Below are 18,741 nucleotides of genomic sequence, written 5' to 3' on the forward strand. Positions count from 1 at the left end.
TCTTAAGGTTGATTTCCTTAAAAAAAGATTGTTTTAAATATCTGCACTGCGATAGATGAGGACTTTAACTCTAACTTGTTTAAATTTAAAATTATTTGGCTGCCGGTGCGCGATCGCCACCCTACATTTTTGACAGTAAGGTGAGCAGTGCGACCCTACTGTTTTGGCGATAAGGTGCGCACTGCGCACCTTAATTTCAACTGCTTTTAACTACTTTTTGCCTGATAATAAGCAGAAAGAATTGGTTTAAAGCCTCTTCATTTTAGGGAGAAATTAAAAGAAGACTATTCATTACTCCAATCCTATTCCTTCTAGGTAGAAGTCGCACTCATCTGTCAACTGTCAACTGTCAACTGAATAAAGCTTCATCCAACCAAGCCCGAACGGAGGGCGAGAACAGCCGCTTGAGTGCGGTCGTCAGCGCACAGCTTGTTCAGAATATTGCGGACGTGAGTCTTGACTGTACCGACAGTAATGTACAGTTTTTCGGCGATCGCAGCATTGCTGTAACCCTGCACGATCAGTTCCAAAACCTCTAACTCCCGCTCGGTTAAAGGGTAAGTTTCAATGATGTGACTGAACTCGGGTTCGGCCGCCTTAATTGTGACTCTTTTGCCCTCAGCCTTCGGTTCTTCCGGGGCAGACTCCTTGGTGCGAGCTTGTTTGAGGACGATGCGGGCGATCGCCGGATCGATCCATGAGTTACCTTCGTGTGTTACTTTTACTACATCCAACAACTGATCGAAGCTGATATCTTTCATGCAGTAAGAGTCAGCTCCGGCGGCAAAAGCTGCCAGCACTTCTTCTTCATTGTCCTGAAAAGTCAGAATCAAAACTTTGGTATTAGGATCTGTGTCCGCTATAGATTTTTTGAACTTTTGTGTAAGTTCAATGCCGTCAAAATCTGGCAAGCCAATGTCTACGATTGCTACGTCAGGTTTTGAAGACTGAAGCAGTTTCAATCCGTCGGTAGCGTTGGCTGCATCGCCGACAACTTCTATCGTGTCACGCTGTTGTAAAGCTGTGCGGATGCCGACTCTTGTCAGGTCGTGGTCTTCAATCAAAGCAACGCGAATTTTAGTCATCTTTCTTCCAATAGCCCGCTAAACTTTTAAAATATCGTCAACTGACTCAGCTAAACTGAGTAAATTTGAGAATGTGTCCTGATTTAGGGTTTGACAGCCCGCACATCTTTTTCCAGCATACTCATGCAGTCGCCAAGATTGCAAGTTAATTTTCAAGTTATTTTGCGGAGAATGCCTGGAAAGCGCGATCGGGACTGGTAAGCTCTCAATGTTATAACAGTTTACATGAATTATCCCATTGTCCGCCCGTTGATAGAGGTAAAGATACCTGTACCTCGGTAAGTTTAAAGTATAAAAACTTTTGATGCACTTGGTACGTCAAAGTCAATAAAGCTAGCAGCACTCCTTCTTTAGCCGGTGTTAGGACTCACCTTCAAGGCTTATTTTTTATAAAACCAGTTATGACTCACTATCACGGCAATAAATCTTTTCGCTCTGAATTTTCCGACGCGGAAATACTATACAAGGCATCAGAAATAACATCCCCCCAACGGCCAATTAACGATCGCGAAACTCAGGACGACCGCCTGTGGTCGGCAACTCCTCACATAGTTTGGAAAGCAAACGCCAGCGGCTGGGCGACTTATTTAGGGCCGCGCTGGGAGGAGTACACGGGAGTACCAACAGCAGCAGCTTTGGGTTTTGGCTATCTGGCCCGCGTCCACCCAGAAGATCGCCCTCGTCTGTTGGCGCGATCGCCGACTTCTGAGAACCGGCAAAGTTACGAAATCAAATTTCGTCTCCAGGCGCGCTGCGGCAGATACCGCTGGAACCTCGCCCGAGGCTCGCCCGCCAACCCAGACAGTCACGATGTTTTAGAGTGGGTGGGAACCTACACAGATATAGAGGCGCTCCCACAAACTCCAGCCGCGCCTGCTGTAGAACCAGGATTTTTGGGCTCGGAAGCAAGCGAGGAAGCTAACTTGAAAGCCGAAAATTTGGGCAAAATGGACGCAGTACCAGATTTGCAGGCGCTCGATCGGTTTACAAATCTGTTGAGCCAGCGGGCTGGTAATTTGCACGAGTTGTTACAAGCGATCGCGGACGCAACCGTGGAGGCGATCGCCGGAGCTGAATTTTGCCTGGTGGCGCTCCCAGACTGCGATTGCAGCGGTCTCAAACTCAGTGCTGTCGGGGGCGGGTCAAACTTTGAGAAAGGCACAACCCCGCACCTGCAAGACAACCTGCTGCTGAAAGCGTTTGCGACGGGAGAGTCGCAACTGTGGCGCTCCGAGTCGGGCACAGCAGTGCCGGCGGCGGCCTGTGCTGCGGCGATCGAGTCCGGGGAAACCGGGCGTTTGGGCGTGCTGGCGGTTGGTAACGGCAAAGACAGCGCGGCCATGGACAAGGGCACTCTGCAACTGCTGGCGGTGATGGGAAGACAAGCTGCGATCGCGATTAACAGCGCGCGGGCGATCGAAAAATTAAAAAAGCAGGAACAGCTTTTAGACTTGCAAAACGAGCTGCTAATTCGCCAGCAGGAAGAATTGGAAAATCAGGGCCGGCGCATTCAACAGCAAAAATTGCAACTGCTAGAAGCAGCAAAGTTAAAATCGCAATTTTTAGCCACCATGTCCCACGAATTGCGAACTCCGATGAATGCGATAATCGGTTTTTCCCAACTGCTACTGCGCCAGCACAAACAACTGCTGACCGACCAGCAAACGGACATGGTGGGGCGCATTTTAAATAACGGTAAAAACCTGCTCGTGCTGATTAACGATATCCTCGACCTCTCCAAAATCGAGAGCGGGCGCACAGAATTAAAAACTGAAGAATTTGATTTAGCGGATTTAGTAATGGATGCCGCCCTGGAGTTCGGAAATCAAGCCACCGACAAGAATGTGGCAATGTCCGTCAGCGCCTGCTTGCAGCATCAGTTTATAGTTAATGACAAGTTGCGCCTGCGCCAAGTTTTGGTGAATCTGATTTCCAACGCGGTTAAATTCACGCATCGGGGCAGTATTTGCATTGAGGTGCGGGAATTAAATGGCGATCGGCTAGCGATCGTCGTTCGGGATACAGGAATCGGCATCTGTGAAACCGATCTGCCCCACATTTTCGACAAATTCCGCCAAGCCGACCAAACCACAACCCGCCATTATCCAGGTACTGGTTTAGGACTAGCGATTAGCGCCTACTTAGTCCAGATGATGAACGGCACAATTACGGCAGAAAGTCAACTACAAGAAGGTTCGACATTTCAGATCGAAATTCCGCGAAAAGTTCAGTAAAAAAACCAATTCCTAACGGCAAACATTGTACTTCACTCACATCGAGATATCTCTAATTGTCATTGCGAGCTCTTAGCCAAGCAATCCCAGATTCGGCGATTGCTTCGCTAAGAGCTCGCAATGACATAGTATACTCATGAACTAAAAAAAACAAGTATTAAAACCGGAGTTGGCATAGAAACAGCGGACATTTCAGAGGTTTATTTATGTCCGACAATTACACCAAATCCGGCTGTTAATGCCTGCTTTATTCTTCAGTCTGCGGAGGCAGACTTCGTATGTGTAGTAGCGGTTTCAACCGCCGAGTCTTATCTTCGTTTGACAAGACGGGGTTTCAAGCGCCGAGTCTTATTTCCTAAAGACTAGAAGTTTTCCCTACTTGAGCCTGAGTCTCAATTGGTTTAACATCGGTGTAGCCCATATTATTAGCTACGTCGCGCAGCACCGAAATTTGCTGTTCAAACTCCAGACCTTCAATTTGACCTAACACGCCATTCACAGCCTCTGTTGCCTCATATCCTTCGGGGATATCGACAATTTTTTCCCCCATACCAATAGCCCAAGCATACCAAACCACCAACTGATTGTTAGCAGTTAAAGCTCCGTAAGCGCGAGAATAGGGCGTGTCGTCGCGGTTGACAATACCTCGCATGATATTCAGTTGTTGGTCATGGGAAAGGTTGTAAAAATCATTTAGCAGCACGGGCGCTAATTCTGGTTCTGCGGCGGCGGGAGCTGCTGGCGTAATTGAATCTCCCATTTTTTCATAAATAAAGTACAGCAGCGCCAGTTTTTCGTCTGTACCCAACCCGTTGATTTTCTGAACCATGTTTTGAGTATCGTCTGAGAGAGCGTGAGAATTGGTGGCGGCGGGTGAGTTCATAAATAAAATTCCTTAAAAATGCTTCCAGAATATATAAATATCAACATTTGTAAGTACAAGTCACCATCCCCGAGAGGTAATGCGATTTTAGATTTTAGATTTTAGATTTTAGATTTAAAAATTGGGAATGACTTAGTATGTATGGGTTTGGATCACGGGCGATAGTTGCATTATTTTGGAAACAGGTGTAATGTTGAGCCGTCACCTTGCAGAAATCATCCTTGAGATAGAAGCCAACAATACATCTGCGGGTAGATGAAAAAGCCAAAAGATAAAGTAATGATAAAGAAATTGAATAGTTAAATAAAACTAGCAAGGAGTTGGCTATGTCTGAAATAAATACAGAATCAAATAACACTCAAACATTTGACGCTGCTCAGATAACTGAAAGCGTGGAAGCTGGAGAACAAAAGTTGCCAAAGGTGGATGTATCCGCAGACTACGAAGCTTCAAAAGAATTCAGTGTTAGTGAAATCGATCGCACGAGTGCCGGCGCCGAAGCAGCCGCCGCTGCAACTGCACCTAAATTTGAGATTCCCGCTCCTCAAGAAATCCCAATGCCGGCCGATACAAGCGGCAACCCGGCTGATTTTCTGTCGATGGCTAAGGAAATTAACCCCGCAGGTGTACCGGGCAATGTTACCGATGATTTGGTGCAAAAGGCGATCGAACTTGGCACTCCCGGCAGTTAATTTAGCAATTCTAAATCCTCGACGCAGAAGCTCTATTTTGTAGGGTGCCCGGGCGCACCTTACGGCTACAATTCGCGCGTAAAAGCACTTTTTGCAGAAGTCCTGAATTCTCAATTGAGTGTACGATCGGCAGAGATAATCTCATTTTTGTAAAAAGTATTTTTTTGCTTGAGTGCTTTCCGAGTTCTGAATGCAGAACACAGATGCTACGGAGCTGGATTGTGGTTGAAGCGCGATTTTTCAAGTATTCTCGGCTTAAATTTATCAGGCCGTCGATTGCCACGCATTAGTTCGCATCTGGGAGGAATCGCCCCGAGTGAAAGCTGTTTGATGGTCTCCTGTTGACCGATCGATCGTATGGTGCTAGCGCGCTCAGCATAGCAAGCGCGCTATTAGGAAACGAGTCGAAGGCGATGGTATTCCCTTCATATACTCGTGTTAAGGGCTGCGTCGTCTCGATTCAACAGCCGTCCGGCCCACAGAACTTGTGCGCGCTCAGTACCTCCGCCTCACAGATATAGGCGATGCCCGAATAATCGTCGAAAAACTTCGCTGCGATCTCATCCGAAATCTTCATGGCCATATCCCGACTTTCGGTGAGCACCTCGATCTTTACATTCGAGTAGTGGTCGGAAACGGAGGGGTGTCCCGTCGAGCGTACGTTGCGACTGCCTTGACCGCCAGCGTCCACCGCCGTATAACCGGTCGCCCCGGCTGCGTCGATGATCTTGGCGATCTTTTTCAGCAGCACCTTTTCTGTGACAATGACGAGCTTGCTGGCTGGCTTAGCCATGTGGGTTACCTCTTGATGTGTGTATTCATTGAACTATTATAGAAACTCAGGAAAATAGCGGCATCGCCCGATCGTGCTGATACTATAGCCGCCGCGTTAGTCACCCGACCAGGGGATCACGGGCAGACCGCGACCCGTCTGGGATTAGCCGCCCCCCAGCGCCTGGGCGAGTCCGATGTAGAGCGGTATTCCCAAGGCAATCGCCACCGGCGTGCCGACGGCTGTGGACGCTCCTATGTAGGCAGAGGGATTGGCCGACGGGATACCGGCTCGTAAAGTGGGCGGCCCTGAGATGTCTGAACTGGAGGCAGCCATAACGGCTAGAACCACGACGCCACCAAGGCTGAATCCCGTGGTGTAGTGGGCAATCATACCGAGACCAAAGGCGAGCAGCCCATGCAGCAGCGGTGCGACCACGGCGTATACGGTGTACCACTGGGCAACCTTGCGCAGCTCGCCAATCCTTGCCGTGGCTTCCATACCCATGATCAGCATCAGTACCGAAAGCAGTCCACGGAAAAGGGGATCGTAGAAGGTTTTATAGACACTTTCCGGCTGGGTTAGCAGACCTAGAGCGAGGCCGAGCAGCAGTGCTGTTAGGGCAGAACCCTGGAGGCTTTCCTTGACGATGGGCCATATCTTGACCCGTTTGTCTTCGCTACTGCGCTGCTCGCTGGGATAATCGCCTGCGATAGCGCGCTGCTTGTTGAGACGCTCCTCCTGCTTGGTGGTATGAATGCTGGCCAAGACGATCGCAGTCACGAGCGCTGGGATGTCCATGAACGGATAGAGTGCGGCGGACCATGCCTCGTATGGGATATTTTGCGTTTCCAGTAGTGTCAGGGCGGCCGCGAAGGTAGAGCCACTCACGGCACCGAATAAGCCCGCGGTCGCAATACCATCCTCGGTTTTGACGTACGGCAGCTTGCACAGCGTGTAGCGTCCGATGAAGACGATAAGTATCCCCAATATCACGGCGAACGCTGCGGGCAACAGCATCTCCACCAGATTGGCATTGCGGATCTCCTGACCACCGGTCAGGCCGACTTTCATGAGCAGCATGAAGACGATGAACTGATAGACCGGATCTGGAATTACCAGTTCGCTACCGAGGGCGGCAACGATCATACCACCAATCAGAAAGCCGAGTGTTGGGGACTGTAACTGCGCCACGAAGCGCACAAAGAAATCGGACAAGAAATCCACTTGGTAATTCTCCTCAATCAGAATTTAGGGGTTAAAACGACAGGCAAGCGTGTCCTCGAATCCTGGGTGGCTGGCTCCACGCATCCGGGTGAGAGCGAGTCAACCCGCCAATTTATTGCATCTGTATCCCAGTGCGTCATGTGCTGGAATATCAGGTTTCGCTCCGGCGATCGCAAATGATCGCGCTAATCAGTGGTGATTCATTGGCAATGGTTTGTTGTGAACAAATTTTACCAGCAATTTGTGCGTAAAATCCGAGCGATGCATCTGGGAAAGCATTTTCGGGTACCCACTCATACCAATTCACTATGAAGTTGCACCTATATATAGCTTCAAGGATATAGTCGCAACCACAGAGAGATAAAACTTCTTCATTCGTGAGAGATTTGATAATTATATTTACCTGTTTTTTTAGTTGATCTAAACTCGAATAATTTCCCCGTTTTAGGTCTTTTCTGGTATGTTTCCACAATTTTTCAATCGGAAGTTGATTTGCCTCAATTGCGGAACGCACCACGACAGAGATACAAACGAATCTAAAAATATAGAAAAAGTCGGGATGGGATATCGCCACGACTATAAACGGACATGGAGGGAAGGTAAGACTACTGGTAGCGCGTCCCAATGAAGTTTGATATTCCCAGCCCTAAAGGGACGGGGAGTATATCACATCTATGAAGTTTTAAGTGTCGCTAATTGCTTGATTTTAAGTCGATCGCCCGATAAATCTTGCTCGCAGTGCGATCGCCCAAAATTTCCACTACCAAATCCACCCGATCGCCCTCCAGCATCGACTGCATAAATAACTCAGGATGCAGCGCTTTCCAGAAATATTCAACAAACCGATTAATTTCGGCTTCCGACATTCCCGACTTACCCTGCGCCATCATTTCCCGTTCCGCCTGATTGCGCCACACTTGAGAAAGGCGGTAATCTTGGGGATACAAAACCATCAACCGATCTAATCGGTTCCACAGCGGCAAATAGTCGTGTAGCTTCGCATTCATATCGCGCGCAAACTGACAGTCAGCCTCTGTAGAAATCGGAAACGGCGCAGTTGCTAAAAACTCGTTCAATCTGCGATCAGCCACTGGATTCACGCCGACAAACCAACCTTCAAACAGTACAATATCCGCACCGCAAATAATTTCTGGTTGAGTTCTGTCTCCTGCACCTCCGTAGGCAGATTTGTCAAACCGGGGAATTTCTATTTTTGGATGGTCAACTGCTGCTAAATTGTGAGTTAGAGAACCGCGCAACTTGTCTAAAACTGCGATTCCCAAATCAAGATCGTGAGTTCCCGGGGGGCCACGCCAAATTAAACGCGGGTCTGCTTTTTGGAGTTGTTGGCGATCGGCATAAGTCTTGTAAAGGTCATCTAAAGAAATGCTGACCGTAGAATATCCCATTTTTCCCAGAATCACCTTCAAAACTTGACATAAAGTCGTTTTCCCCGTTCCTTGTCCTCCTAAAATTCCTTGAATTAGAGGACGCTTTAAACTTTGTTTTTCAGTCGATAATTGCATCGCCAGTGGCAGCCACAGATTCCACAAAGTTTCGAGAAAAACACTTGACTTGAGCGGGAAAGTATGCAGTTGATCAAGCAGAGACAAGAATAAATCTGTTTTGTGACGGACAACATCGGCTACATTGTCAGGAGTAATGTTAAAAGCGCGCGATCGCGAAGCCCTCGAAGAGGATCGCGCCTCATCCGCAAGTTCCCAAACTGCCAGCAATTCTAACTCGGCGGCGCTGATCTTCCTGAGCGGGCGATCGCCAGCTATCCATGCTTCTAAAATTTCTACAGGATTTAAGTTCGATCGATCCATCTGTTTAAAAATATCGGGCGGACACTCAAAAGCAGGGCCCCTACAACTCAAAACTTGTTAAGAGCCAAGCTTGAAAGCTTCCACAAATAAATTGTAAGTAACACCAATTTTCAGAGCTTGCAGCATTTCCACCCATAAATAACGGGCTCCTTGCCGCCGCCAACCATAAAGCAGCAGGCTCACCAACTCCGTCCACAATACTAACAGCGCCGCCGCGATAATATCCCAATCAGCCGATTGTCCGGCGATCGTCGAAAGAGCGGTTCCCAAAAAAGTGCCGAACAGCAAGCTAATGACCAAAAGCGAAATCCGCCGCCAAGGATTGTTCGCCCAGCGTGCGAATTGCTCGCCCAGAACGTCTAGCAATCTGTTAATTCGGGTATTCTGCATAGAAGTAAAAATTTATACTGATAAGTGAAAAAATGCGGGTCGAGAGCGACTCCAAATCTTTACCGAGTGTGTAGGCCCCCATCTAAAATTTAAAATTTAACATTTAAGATGGTATTGAGCGATCGGGAGCTGATAGCCCCGAACCGTCAAGTAATTAAGTGTAACTGTATCTTGTGGCACAGTAGCCCCAGGTTCTACATTCAAGATAGTTATGACTAATTGGGGTGTGCAGTCTATCTATTCTTTAAGCTGAAAATTTATGAATCTTAAAATTTACCAGATTTTAATTGGATTGTCGATCGTCCTAATGACAGGAATCTTTCTCGGACGTTTTGAAATCACGATCTCCAACGGTGCAAATCAGCCTGGCGATCTGCCGAACGCAGCCACCGCACTCCCCCCAACACCCCCGGTGTCGAGAGTCGAGACAGCTTCGGTAGACACCGCCAGTCAGCCGAAACCGGAGTTACCCCCGGAACCTGTGGAGGAAAGTAATTCCTCAATTCCTGTCAATGGCAAAGCGATCGGCAGTTTGCGCGTCAGCAACCGGAGCGATCGCCCCGTGCGAGTAGCCCTGCTGTCGAAACGGCAAGCCGAGAAATCCTACGGCAAACCGGCGCACTGGGATTTTGCACCGGGAGAAGGCGGTGGCAAGGGACTGATGCTATCGCTGCCGGAGGGCAAGTTACAAATCAAACCGGGAGACATTCTGGTGGTTTTTGCTCAGGATGGTTCTCGCCGCTACTGGGGGCCTTACGTCGCCGGGGAGACAGCCTCGCCCGCTTGGAAGGGCACAGTCGGAGAATGGCAATTAATTTTGCAGCCTTGAAGGAAGGAAGAAGGAAGAAGGAAGTCGGAAGAAGGAAGAAGGAAGAAGGAAGGAAGAAGACATACACAGCAAGCTTTGTCGCGAGCCGTATTTGACATTTCATTAGGTGGATTTACTTAGCTGCGGCCCGAGATTTTGGTCGAGAAAGCCGGTTTCTTGGGTATTGCTGAGCGTGGTGCAAGATTTGAGTTGAACCGGATTTGATCGAACTTGGAGTTTCCTGAAGCCGAATTTTTCGGTAGACTCTCTATGCGAGTTAAAATTTACAATCTAAAATCGCAGGAAGTCTGGGTGAAAGAAGTTATTAAAAATTTGTCAGAGTTTAGGAATCGCCCGTTAGCACCTTTGTTACTGTCGCTGTTGTGGCTGGGCGCGATCGGCTTTGTAGCTTTTTTGTGGAATCTTGGCAACATCGGCTTAGTTGACGAAACTGAACCGCTGTTTGCCGAAGCCGCCCGTCAAATGACGGTGACAGGGGATTTCATCACGCCATATTTCAACGGTGATACCAGGTTTGACAAGCCGCCGTTGATTTACTGGCTGATGGCGGTGGCTTACCGCACTCTGGGCGTTAATGAATGGGCCGTGCGGCTCCCCTCGGCCTTGTGCGCGATCGGGCTTACTTGCCTCGGATTCTATACTCTATCGCGATCGAAATCGAAATCGAAGGAAGAAGGAAGAAGGAAGAAGGAAGAAGGAAGAGGGAATGACGAAGAAGGAAGAGGGAATGACGAAGAAGGAAGAGGGAATGACGAAGAAGCAAAATTCTCCCAATCTCCCAATCTCCCGATTTTTCTTTCTACTCCTTGGATTGGTGCTGCTTTAATTGCGTTAAATCCTCAAACTATTGCCTGGGGAAGGACGGGCGTTTCAGATATGCTCTTGAGCGCCTGTATGTGTTCGGCACTCCTCGCCTTTTTCCTCGGTTACACCCTAGAAGAACAGAGATCACAAGCAGAACTTTCCACTGTTTCTACTTCGCGATTTCCTAATAAGTGGTATCTGACTTTTTATGTACTAATTGCTTTAGCAATTCTGGCTAAGGGGCCTGTGGGAATTGTCATCCCAGCCCTGATTGTTGGCAGCTTTACGCTGTACTTGGGCAATTTTCGGCAACTTTGGCGAGAAATGCGTCCGGTGTCGGGAATCTTGATTATTCTGGCGATCGCCCTGCCTTGGTTTATTCTGGTTACTTTAGCCAATGGTCAAACTTATATTGACAGCTTTTTCGGCTATCACAATTTTCAGCGTTTTACTGAAGTAGTCAACAAGCACTCCGCGCCTTGGTATTTTTACTTTTTTGTAGTGCTGCTTGGTTTTGCACCTTGGTCGATTTATTTGCCGCTGGCGATCGCCCGTACCCGTTTTTGGCAGCGTAGTTATTGGCGTCGTCAACCGCGATCGGCTCAATTGAGTTTATTTGCCTTATTTTGGTTTGGCTGCATCTTCTGCTTTTTCACGATCGCCGTGACAAAGTTGCCTAGTTATGTACTACCTTTGTTGCCAGCGGCCGCGATTTTGGTAACGCTGCTATGGGGTGATATTATTGCAGGAAAAGAACCCGAAAATAGGCGAATAAAGTTAGAAAAAAAACCGAATTCTCTACCGAAGTCGCTGTTAGTTACATACTTTGTTAATATTGTATTTTTATTAATTCTAGCCGGAGCAACTTTCTACTGCTACAACTGGCTGGGAGACGATCCAGCGATGCCCAATTTTCCCGAAGCACTTCAAAAGTCCGGATTGCTGATTGTCGGCGGTGCGATTTGGATAACGGCGGCTGGGGCGATCGCACTTTTACTCTGGCAGCGGAAACAGCGCTGGATTTTGGTTGCCAACTTCATCGGATTAGTCGCATTTATCATTTTTGGTTTGACTCCGGCCTACAATTTGGTCGATATCAACCGCCAATTACCTCTCAGAGAGTTAGCGAAGGTTGTTGTCCAACAAAAACTGCCGGGGGAAGAGTTGATGATGATTGGTTTCTGGAAACCAAGTCTGGTTTTTTATACCCAAGATCCGGTAACTTTCTACCGACTTTCCCGAGGGGCGAAAAACTACATTGAGGAATCCAAAAACAACACTTCTCCCTCTATTATGGTGCTGGGATATCCACACAAGTTTAAAGAATTCGGATTGCAGCCAAATCAATATCAATTGTTGGATAGTCGGGGCGCGTACCAACTGGCGAGGGTTCCGAGAAAGGCGTTTTTGAAATAGTGGATTGTACTGCGGTTTTGGCGATCGATCGTATAATGTCTGAGGTTGAAGCTGCGGTATGCTCCGATCGGCTTAGAAACATAACTTTGACGAAAAGGTGGTATAATATCTACACAATAGTGTTATCCCATATTTGTGCTATAATTGGTAGTTATATGGCAAGTTCATACTTAAATCGTCAGAAGTAAAATGTCATACTCAGCTTTACCAAACATAGTATTTGCGGTGGGACGAACAGGAGCGAACGGGGTACAGTTGCTTGGTACAGGAACTCTATTAAATAGTCCAGGAAAGTTTGTTACTGCTGCCCATGTTACTAATAAAGATGACCAGAATCTAGTTGTGGTTCTAAGAACTTACAATTCGATTGATGACTATCAAGATACTTCTGATTCTCAAGTTCAGGTAATTCCAGTTCGCATTGAAGCTATCGATCCATTCACGGATTTGTGTATTTTATCTGCTGATATTGATGTGTCGTCTAACCTATCGATAGGTAGCACGGATATTCTAAACGTGGGCAGTGTTGTTGATATTTTTGGTTATCCTCACGCAGATCATGGGAGATTGGTACTTACTCATCAACGAACTGAGATCGGTGCACGAATCTTAATTAAAAATGGAATAGTCAAAACCAAGCACGTCGTGCTGAATACTCAGGCTCGCCCAGGTCAATCTGGAAGCCCTATATTTTCTGCATATACTACTACAGTCGTTGCTATCCTCATTGGGTCATATGCTCCAGGTGGTGGAGGTGGTATTTCATTGGCTGGAGTAGATCCGCATACCCTCCATCAGACTACTCATGCGGTTTCTGTTGAGTACATTAGCGAAATGTTGTAGATATGGAAAATAAATTAGCACAAGTATTACAGATTGATAGTGAAGAGTGGCTCGCAACGCTGCCTAGATATCAACGAAATAGGATAAAACAGCTAGTGGATGCGACTAACTCTTACGAAGAGGCAGCGAAACAGTGGCTCAATGCAATGCCAGAGAACACATTCCCATTAGGATCAGAACAAACAAAAAATTTATTGATTGAAAAAGTCCGCGATGAAATTGAAAAATTCTTAAGTGGCAATGAAAGATACGCTGATGAACAACAACAGCTAGTTTCTTCGTCAGAGATACTACAAAAAACTTTTGTTAGTTCTGTTTCAGCAGCAATTTCGCCAGCAATAGGCATAGCAGCAGCCTACGTCATGCCTGTGATTGTTCTTGAATTAATGACAATGAGTAAGATTGCCGATCGACAGATCGCGATCGCAGGACAGACTAGCAATGCAGTGTTATTGTCTGAAGTTGACTCGGCATCGGTGCAAGAAACAAAGTATCTTCTCTCAGTGCCAGGAATGCGGGAATCAATTCGGGAAGGGCTGGCAACGCCAATAGAAGAGTGCGATCGGGAGTTACAGTGGTGAGTTGGGATCTGGTATACACCAAGCAGGCGCAAAAAGATGCCAAAAATCTGGCTTCTAGTAATTTACGAGACAAAGCGCAAACGTTACTCGACATCATTCAAACCAATCCGTTTCAGAATCCGCCACCCTACGAGCAATTGGTGGGAGATTTGGCAGGTGCATATTCAAGACGAATCAACATTCAACATCGTCTGGTGTACGAAGTAATTGAATCTGAGAATACGGTCAAAATTTTGCGGATGTGGACACATTATGAGTAATGTTTCTAATTGATTCAGCAATACAGGGAAAGAGCGATCGCCCTTTAGAGTGGTGAGTTGGTTAACTATACGTGCAATAATCAGCCATATTATCTGGTCTGCGATCGCCTAGACATATTATGGACGCACTAATCGGCAAAAGTTTACAGGGCGGAAAATATACCCTCGAACAAGAACTCGGGCGGGGCGGCTTTGGGATTACTTTCAGAGCAAATCACCGCTATTTAGGACAGCCCGTGGTGATTAAAACCCTCAACGAATCTCTGCGGCGCGATCCTAAGTTTGCTGAGTTCGATCGCAAATTTCAAGACGAAGCAAGGCGGTTGGCTTCCTGCGTGCATCCGAACATCGTGCGCGTCAGCGACTTTTTTGTGGAAGACGGACAGCCCTACATGGTAATGGACTACATAGCCGGTCAGGATTTGGGCGATGTAGTCGGTACAAACAATCCCCTCCCAGAAAATCTGGCAATTCTCTACATCACTCAAATTGGGGCTGCTTTGAAAGCAGTTCATCAAAAGGGTTTGCTGCACCGAGATATCAAGCCGCAAAACATCCTGCTGCGCCAAAACACTCAGGAAGTCGTGCTGATTGATTTTGGCATTGCCCGCGAGTTTACCAGCGGTGCCACCCAAAATCACACTAATATGGTGTCCGACGGTTACGCACCTCCAGAACAGTATTTCGCCCAAGGAAAATATACGCCCGCCACAGATGTTTACGGGCTGGCGGCGACGCTTTACACTTTACTCACAGCACGGGTGCCGGTGGCTGCAATTTTGCGCACCAGCCAGCCGATGCCTTCACCCCGGGACTTGCGGCCAGAGTTAAGTACGACTGTCAGTCAAGCGGTGATGCGGGGGATGACGGTAGAGGCTCAGAATCGCCCTGCTAGCGTGGATGAGTGGCTGTCGCTGCTGCACGGGCAGGGTGCTGCTGCGTCGCCGGACACCGGGCCGACGGTGGCGGTGATACCGGGACACGGGCCTCAGTCGCCGGCAAATGTGAGAACAGCGCCTGCTGTGGTGACGAATGGGGACAGCAATCGCAAGCTTTGGTTGATTTTGGGGTTGGTGGCGATCGCCCTGATGGTTGCAGGTTTAGTCGGTGTGGCGAGGGTTTTCCTCAACAGACAATCTTCGGAGCCCGCACCGGTGGCGAACAAGGACGATCGCACTTCGGCCCCCGCAGATCCAGATGCGCGCACCAGCCCCGCACCAATTCCCTCTTCAACACCCGCACCAATACCCCCTCGCCGAGAAACTCCGCCGCCTGCTGCTGAAACTCCAACTCCAACCCCAGCGCCAACTCCAACTCCAGCGCCAACTCCAACCCCGGCGCCAACTCCAACCCCGGCGCCAAATCCAGCACCAACTCCAACCCCACCAGCGGGGGCGGGCACGGGGACACCGCCCCTACAAGAGCCAACGGAAAAACTTGTTGACAAGCAATTGCCGCCCGATCGACCCGCACCCAGCGAACCACCGGCAACCAGCTATCAGAAGACTCCCACCATCCCAGGATTTGCGGTTGGTACGCCGGAAAGTCAGATTTTATCCGCATTGGGAAATCCGACAGACTCTCAAAGCCGCGGCTATTGGCCGAATACTCGCACCGCACTTTACGAATTGCTGCCGAACCGGGTGACTCTCGGCTATATTTACGATCGCGATTCCGGCCAACTGGTGCAAACAGAGGGTTCTTTTGCCCCGACGGTGGACGATTTGGTGGTGCGCACCGCGTTAAACGGGATGGTTGGTGGCGCGGATCGCGAGATTTTGCAGGGGTTTAGAGATGTGCAGCAGCGCCGGAGTAATCGATTTACTTTTAGGAAGGGTTCTGTCGAAGGGACGATCGAACGTAATGAGCGCGATCGGATTTACATCGGCGTGTGGGACGACAACTTGCATTAGGAATCTCGCACGGGTGTTGAGAAACCGGGTTTTTTTACGAAAATATTTGCTAAAAACCCTCAGTCTCGGTAAAAAACCCGGTTTCTTGGTTTGGTAGTGCACCCAAAACTATTGGTAAAACAATCTAAAATTCCCAATTCCCAATCTAAAATCTAAAATCCAAAATCTAAAATCAATTGACGTTACACAAAATATGGTCTACAATTAGAGGACACGAGGGGCTGTAATGGTTTCGACAGGGTGGCGAAAGCTGCTCCGTGATGCAGGTCGAGAGGGAGTCCACTCTCGTTAATATCGGCTCAAACAAAAAAGTAAATGCGAACAACATCGTTCCTTTCGCTCGCAAAGCCGTAGCTGTAGCCTAAAAACTTCTCTAGCTTGGTTCAGAGTGTATGCAGCTTAACTCCGTTAAAGGCAGCATAACAACCCCCAACGGATGCCCTAGCTAAACGTTTCTAGTCGTCTAGCCGGGAAAGCAATCACTAGAAAATCCCCCCATTTGGGATAAAGATGGTTCCCGCCCCAAGGATTAGAGGGGATAAACCTGTGAACGATCGGAAGGTAAATACCCATTTTGGACGGCAGTTCGATTCTGCCCAGTTCCATAAAAGAAGTGACGTAAAATCAATGGTTTAAGCCATTTGAAAGTCGCTTTACAACATTCAAAGGGCTCGCGAGTTAACTCGCGAGCCCTTTTGTTTGGCATTTAATCTTGATTCAATCTAAAATCTACAGTCCTGGACGCAACAAGACCAAAGAAACCGGGTTTTTTACCTAATCGGTGGACGACAGCAGAGGATTTTCGTAAAAAAACCCGGTTTCTGGCCACCCGTGCCTAAGTCCGAATCTAAAATCTACAATCTCAAATTTCAGATCACAAATCGTATAAGTTACCAACCCATTAGCTAAGCTGCGGGATCACATAATTAGAACTTCACCTCATCCGTGCGTTCTTCGGGGCTGTCGGGCGATATACTTATAGGCGGTAAAGCATTAAAAATCTTTACAAAGTCCCCGCTCTCTAAGCCTACTCCTACGAAGGACGGGTGAAAAATTATATGGCGATCGCTCAAAAGCTGGAAAAATGAACCCAGGAATTGACTTACAAGGAAGTTTCGTAGAAGCCCTAATCAATTGGGGCTTACCGGCAGACATCGCCCAAGTGCTTTGGCTACCACTGCCAATGTTGCTGATGATTGTCGGTGCTGTTTTCGGGGTACTGACTAGCGTCTGGCTAGAGCGGAAAATTTCCGCAGCCGCTCAACAGCGGATTGGCCCCGAATTCCTCGGCCCTCTGGGAGTGCTCGCACCCGTTGCCGACGGCCTGAAGTTGGTATTCAAAGAAGACATTGTACCGGCAAAAGCTGACGCGCTGCTGTTCACGCTCGGCCCGGTAATTGTCGTGATTCCCGTGTTTCTGTCCTACTTGATCGTACCCTTCGGAGAGCATATGCTCATCGCCGATATGGGGACAGCAATATTTCTGTGGATTGCTCTTTCTAGCATTCAGCCGATCGGCTTGCTGATGTCGGGCTATGCTTCTAACAACAAATACGCCCTCCTCGGCGGACTCAGAGCCGCCGCTCAATCCCTCAGCTACGAAATTCCCCTAGCTTTAGCAGTATTGGCAGTTGTGATGATGTCCAACAGCTTAAGTACGATCGACATCGTACACCAACAAGCAGGCTACGGCATCATCGGCTGGAACGTCTGGCGACAACCCGCAGGTTTCCTAATTTTCTGGATCGCAGCACTCGCAGAATGCGAACGGTTGCCCTTCGACCTTCCAGAAGCAGAAGAAGAATTGGTAGCAGGATATCAGACTGAGTACACAGGCATGAAATTTGCTTTGTACTACATCGCTTCCTACGTTAACCTCGTCCTTTCTTGCCTGCTAGTAGCCGTTTTGTACCTCGGCGGCTGGGAATGCCCGATTCCCGTCGGAGTCATTAGTAATGCCCTGGGATTGAGCGAGACGACTCCTTGGTTGCAGGTAATTACTGGCACGCTGGGTATTACAATGACCCTGCTCAAAGCCTACTTTTTCCTGTTTCTAGCTGTACTACTCCGCTGGACTCTGCCACGAGTTCGGATCGACCAATTGCTAGATTTGGGATGGAAGTTTTTGCTTCCGGTTGCTTTAGTTAATTTGCTATTAACCGCAGCTTTGAAACTTGCCTTTCCCTTTGCTTTTGGCGGTTAATTCATAATAGGTAAAGGGCAATAGCTAAAATAAATAAAAAAATTAGCTGTTAACCAATTACCTATTATAAATTAGTAATTACCAAAAACTCAAGTACAGAGAGAGAACACCATGCTAAAATTCCTCAATCAAGTAGGCGAATACGCCAAAGAGACTCTTCAAGCTGCTAAGTATATCGGTCAAGGGCTATCTGTTACCTTTGACCACATGAGACGGCGGCCGATTACGGTGCAGTATCCTTACGAGAAACTAATTCCTTCCGAACGTTTCCGAGGCAGAATTCACTTTGAATTTGACAAGTGCATTTCCTGCGAAGTCTGCGTTCGGGTTTGTCCGATCAATTTGCCTGTGGTTGATTGGGAATTTAACAAAGAAACTAAGAAGAAACAGCTCAAGCACTACAGTATAGATTTCGGTGTGTGTATCTTCTGTGGCAACTGCGTAGAATATTGTCCGACGAATTGTTTGTCGATGACAGAAGAATACGAATTAGCTGCTTACGAACGTCACGAATTGAATTATGATAACGTCGCCCTTGGACGTTTGCCCTACAAGGTTACAGATGACCCGATGGTAACACCATTGCGGGAATTCGCTTATTTGCCGAAAGGTGTGATCGACCCTCATGAAGTTTCCTACACCGATCGCCGCGCTGGTCTCCGCCCAGAGGAAATTCAGGAAAGTAAGTAATTAGTCATTAGTCAGCAGTCATAAGTCATTAGTGAAATAACCAATGATTAATGACTGCTAACTAATGAGTAAAAACCAACAATAGAAAAC

General features: G+C 47.9%; 16 protein-coding genes and 1 other RNA gene. 11 read left to right on the forward strand and 6 right to left on the reverse strand.

The genetic code is table 11. The features are described from left to right. Window positions 1-365: 365 nt before the first annotated feature. Window positions 366-1,085 (reverse strand): response regulator transcription factor, encoded by a 720-nt coding sequence (locus QUB68_RS07775; RefSeq protein WP_332990968.1) that lies wholly within the window; start codon window positions 1,083-1,085, stop codon window positions 366-368. A 401-nt stretch (window positions 1,086-1,486) separates the two neighbouring features. Between QUB68_RS07775 and QUB68_RS07780 the strand changes: the two genes are divergently transcribed. Continuing rightward, entirely contained in the window at window positions 1,487-3,319 is a 1,833-nt protein-coding gene (locus QUB68_RS07780) for an ATP-binding protein (protein ID WP_332990970.1), read from the forward strand. 355 nt (window positions 3,320-3,674) lie between these two features. Here QUB68_RS07780 and QUB68_RS07785 read toward each other — a convergent pair whose 3' ends face one another. Further along, window positions 3,675-4,202, reverse strand: a complete 528-nt coding sequence (locus QUB68_RS07785) for an orange carotenoid protein N-terminal domain-containing protein (RefSeq protein ID WP_332990972.1) — start codon at window positions 4,200-4,202, stop codon at window positions 3,675-3,677. A 326-nt stretch (window positions 4,203-4,528) separates the two neighbouring features. Between QUB68_RS07785 and QUB68_RS07790 the strand changes: the two genes are divergently transcribed. Further along, the gene (locus QUB68_RS07790; protein ID WP_332990973.1) at window positions 4,529-4,894 is read left to right on the forward strand and encodes a hypothetical protein; all 366 of its coding nucleotides are present in this window, start codon (window positions 4,529-4,531) and stop codon (window positions 4,892-4,894) included. 460 nt (window positions 4,895-5,354) lie between these two features. On the opposite strand, the gene QUB68_RS07795 is transcribed toward QUB68_RS07790, so the two are convergent. From QUB68_RS07795 to QUB68_RS07810, 4 genes are all read right to left on the reverse strand, one after another. Next, a complete protein-coding gene (locus tag QUB68_RS07795; protein WP_332990974.1) occupies window positions 5,355-5,687 on the reverse strand; it encodes a P-II family nitrogen regulator in 333 nt (110 codons plus the stop codon). A 144-nt stretch (window positions 5,688-5,831) separates the two neighbouring features. Beyond that, window positions 5,832-6,893, reverse strand: a complete 1,062-nt coding sequence (locus tag QUB68_RS07800; RefSeq protein ID WP_332990977.1) for a sodium-dependent bicarbonate transport family permease — start codon at window positions 6,891-6,893, stop codon at window positions 5,832-5,834. A gap of 692 nt (window positions 6,894-7,585) precedes the next feature. Beyond that, complete coding sequence (locus QUB68_RS07805; protein ID WP_332990979.1) at window positions 7,586-8,722, reverse strand: glycerate kinase; 1,137 nt, start codon at window positions 8,720-8,722, stop codon at window positions 7,586-7,588. Between the two features lie 57 nt (window positions 8,723-8,779). After that, a complete protein-coding gene (locus QUB68_RS07810) occupies window positions 8,780-9,112 on the reverse strand; it encodes a DUF565 domain-containing protein (RefSeq protein WP_332990981.1) in 333 nt (110 codons plus the stop codon). A gap of 259 nt (window positions 9,113-9,371) precedes the next feature. Here QUB68_RS07810 and QUB68_RS07815 point away from each other — a divergent pair, with 259 nt between their 5' ends. From QUB68_RS07815 to ndhI, 9 genes are all read left to right on the forward strand, one after another. After that, the gene (locus tag QUB68_RS07815; protein ID WP_332990983.1) at window positions 9,372-9,941 is read left to right on the forward strand and encodes a hypothetical protein; all 570 of its coding nucleotides are present in this window, start codon (window positions 9,372-9,374) and stop codon (window positions 9,939-9,941) included. 249 nt (window positions 9,942-10,190) lie between these two features. Further along, complete coding sequence (locus tag QUB68_RS07820; protein WP_332990985.1) at window positions 10,191-12,161, forward strand: ArnT family glycosyltransferase; 1,971 nt, start codon at window positions 10,191-10,193, stop codon at window positions 12,159-12,161. 189 nt (window positions 12,162-12,350) lie between these two features. After that, window positions 12,351-13,004, forward strand: coding sequence for a S1 family peptidase (locus QUB68_RS07825; RefSeq protein ID WP_332990987.1), 654 nt, complete (start codon window positions 12,351-12,353; stop codon window positions 13,002-13,004). Window positions 13,005-13,006: 2 nt separating this feature from the next. Continuing rightward, window positions 13,007-13,585 (forward strand): hypothetical protein, encoded by a 579-nt coding sequence (locus QUB68_RS07830; RefSeq protein WP_332990989.1) that lies wholly within the window; start codon window positions 13,007-13,009, stop codon window positions 13,583-13,585. Continuing rightward, window positions 13,582-13,845, forward strand: coding sequence for a Txe/YoeB family addiction module toxin (locus QUB68_RS07835; RefSeq protein ID WP_332990991.1), 264 nt, complete (start codon window positions 13,582-13,584; stop codon window positions 13,843-13,845). Before QUB68_RS07830 ends, QUB68_RS07835 begins: the two co-directional genes overlap by 4 nt. A 119-nt stretch (window positions 13,846-13,964) precedes the next feature. Further along, complete coding sequence (locus QUB68_RS07840) at window positions 13,965-15,758, forward strand: serine/threonine protein kinase (RefSeq protein WP_332990993.1); 1,794 nt, start codon at window positions 13,965-13,967, stop codon at window positions 15,756-15,758. Window positions 15,759-15,975: 217 nt separating this feature from the next. Beyond that, window positions 15,976-16,366: a transfer-messenger RNA gene (ssrA, locus tag QUB68_RS07845) on the forward strand. A gap of 476 nt (window positions 16,367-16,842) precedes the next feature. Further along, on the forward strand, window positions 16,843-17,961 hold the full coding sequence (nuoH, locus tag QUB68_RS07850; RefSeq protein ID WP_332990995.1) for an NADH-quinone oxidoreductase subunit NuoH: 1,119 nt from the start codon (window positions 16,843-16,845) through the stop codon (window positions 17,959-17,961). Window positions 17,962-18,072: 111 nt separating this feature from the next. Next, window positions 18,073-18,651: an NAD(P)H-quinone oxidoreductase subunit I gene (gene ndhI, locus QUB68_RS07855; RefSeq protein ID WP_332990997.1), complete on the forward strand. Its 579-nt coding sequence runs from the start codon at window positions 18,073-18,075 to the stop codon at window positions 18,649-18,651. Window positions 18,652-18,741: the final 90 nt, after the last annotated feature.

Origin of the sequence: Microcoleus sp. A006_D1, assembly GCF_036702805.1 — a bacterium.
In the GTDB taxonomy this organism is placed as follows: Bacteria; Cyanobacteriota; Cyanobacteriia; order Cyanobacteriales; family Microcoleaceae; genus Microcoleus.

Excerpts from the sequence above, each read along its gene's own strand:
- QUB68_RS07805 (WP_332990979.1), bottom strand. The coding sequence starts at position 8,722 with ATGGATCGATCGAACTTAAATCCTGTAGAAATTTTAGAAGCATGGATA.
- ndhI (WP_332990997.1), top strand. The coding sequence starts at position 18,073 with ATGCTAAAATTCCTCAATCAAGTAGGCGAATACGCCAAAGAGACTCTT.
- nuoH (WP_332990995.1), top strand. The coding sequence starts at position 16,843 with ATGAACCCAGGAATTGACTTACAAGGAAGTTTCGTAGAAGCCCTAATC.
- QUB68_RS07780 (WP_332990970.1), top strand. The coding sequence starts at position 1,487 with ATGACTCACTATCACGGCAATAAATCTTTTCGCTCTGAATTTTCCGAC.
- QUB68_RS07790 (WP_332990973.1), top strand. The coding sequence starts at position 4,529 with ATGTCTGAAATAAATACAGAATCAAATAACACTCAAACATTTGACGCT.
- QUB68_RS07840 (WP_332990993.1), top strand. The coding sequence starts at position 13,965 with ATGGACGCACTAATCGGCAAAAGTTTACAGGGCGGAAAATATACCCTC.
- QUB68_RS07820 (WP_332990985.1), top strand. The coding sequence starts at position 10,191 with ATGCGAGTTAAAATTTACAATCTAAAATCGCAGGAAGTCTGGGTGAAA.
- QUB68_RS07830 (WP_332990989.1), top strand. The coding sequence starts at position 13,007 with ATGGAAAATAAATTAGCACAAGTATTACAGATTGATAGTGAAGAGTGG.
- QUB68_RS07795 (WP_332990974.1), bottom strand. The coding sequence starts at position 5,687 with ATGGCTAAGCCAGCCAGCAAGCTCGTCATTGTCACAGAAAAGGTGCTG.
- QUB68_RS07810 (WP_332990981.1), bottom strand. The coding sequence starts at position 9,112 with ATGCAGAATACCCGAATTAACAGATTGCTAGACGTTCTGGGCGAGCAA.
- QUB68_RS07825 (WP_332990987.1), top strand. The coding sequence starts at position 12,351 with ATGTCATACTCAGCTTTACCAAACATAGTATTTGCGGTGGGACGAACA.
- QUB68_RS07775 (WP_332990968.1), bottom strand. The coding sequence starts at position 1,085 with ATGACTAAAATTCGCGTTGCTTTGATTGAAGACCACGACCTGACAAGA.
- QUB68_RS07815 (WP_332990983.1), top strand. The coding sequence starts at position 9,372 with ATGAATCTTAAAATTTACCAGATTTTAATTGGATTGTCGATCGTCCTA.
- QUB68_RS07785 (WP_332990972.1), bottom strand. The coding sequence starts at position 4,202 with ATGAACTCACCCGCCGCCACCAATTCTCACGCTCTCTCAGACGATACT.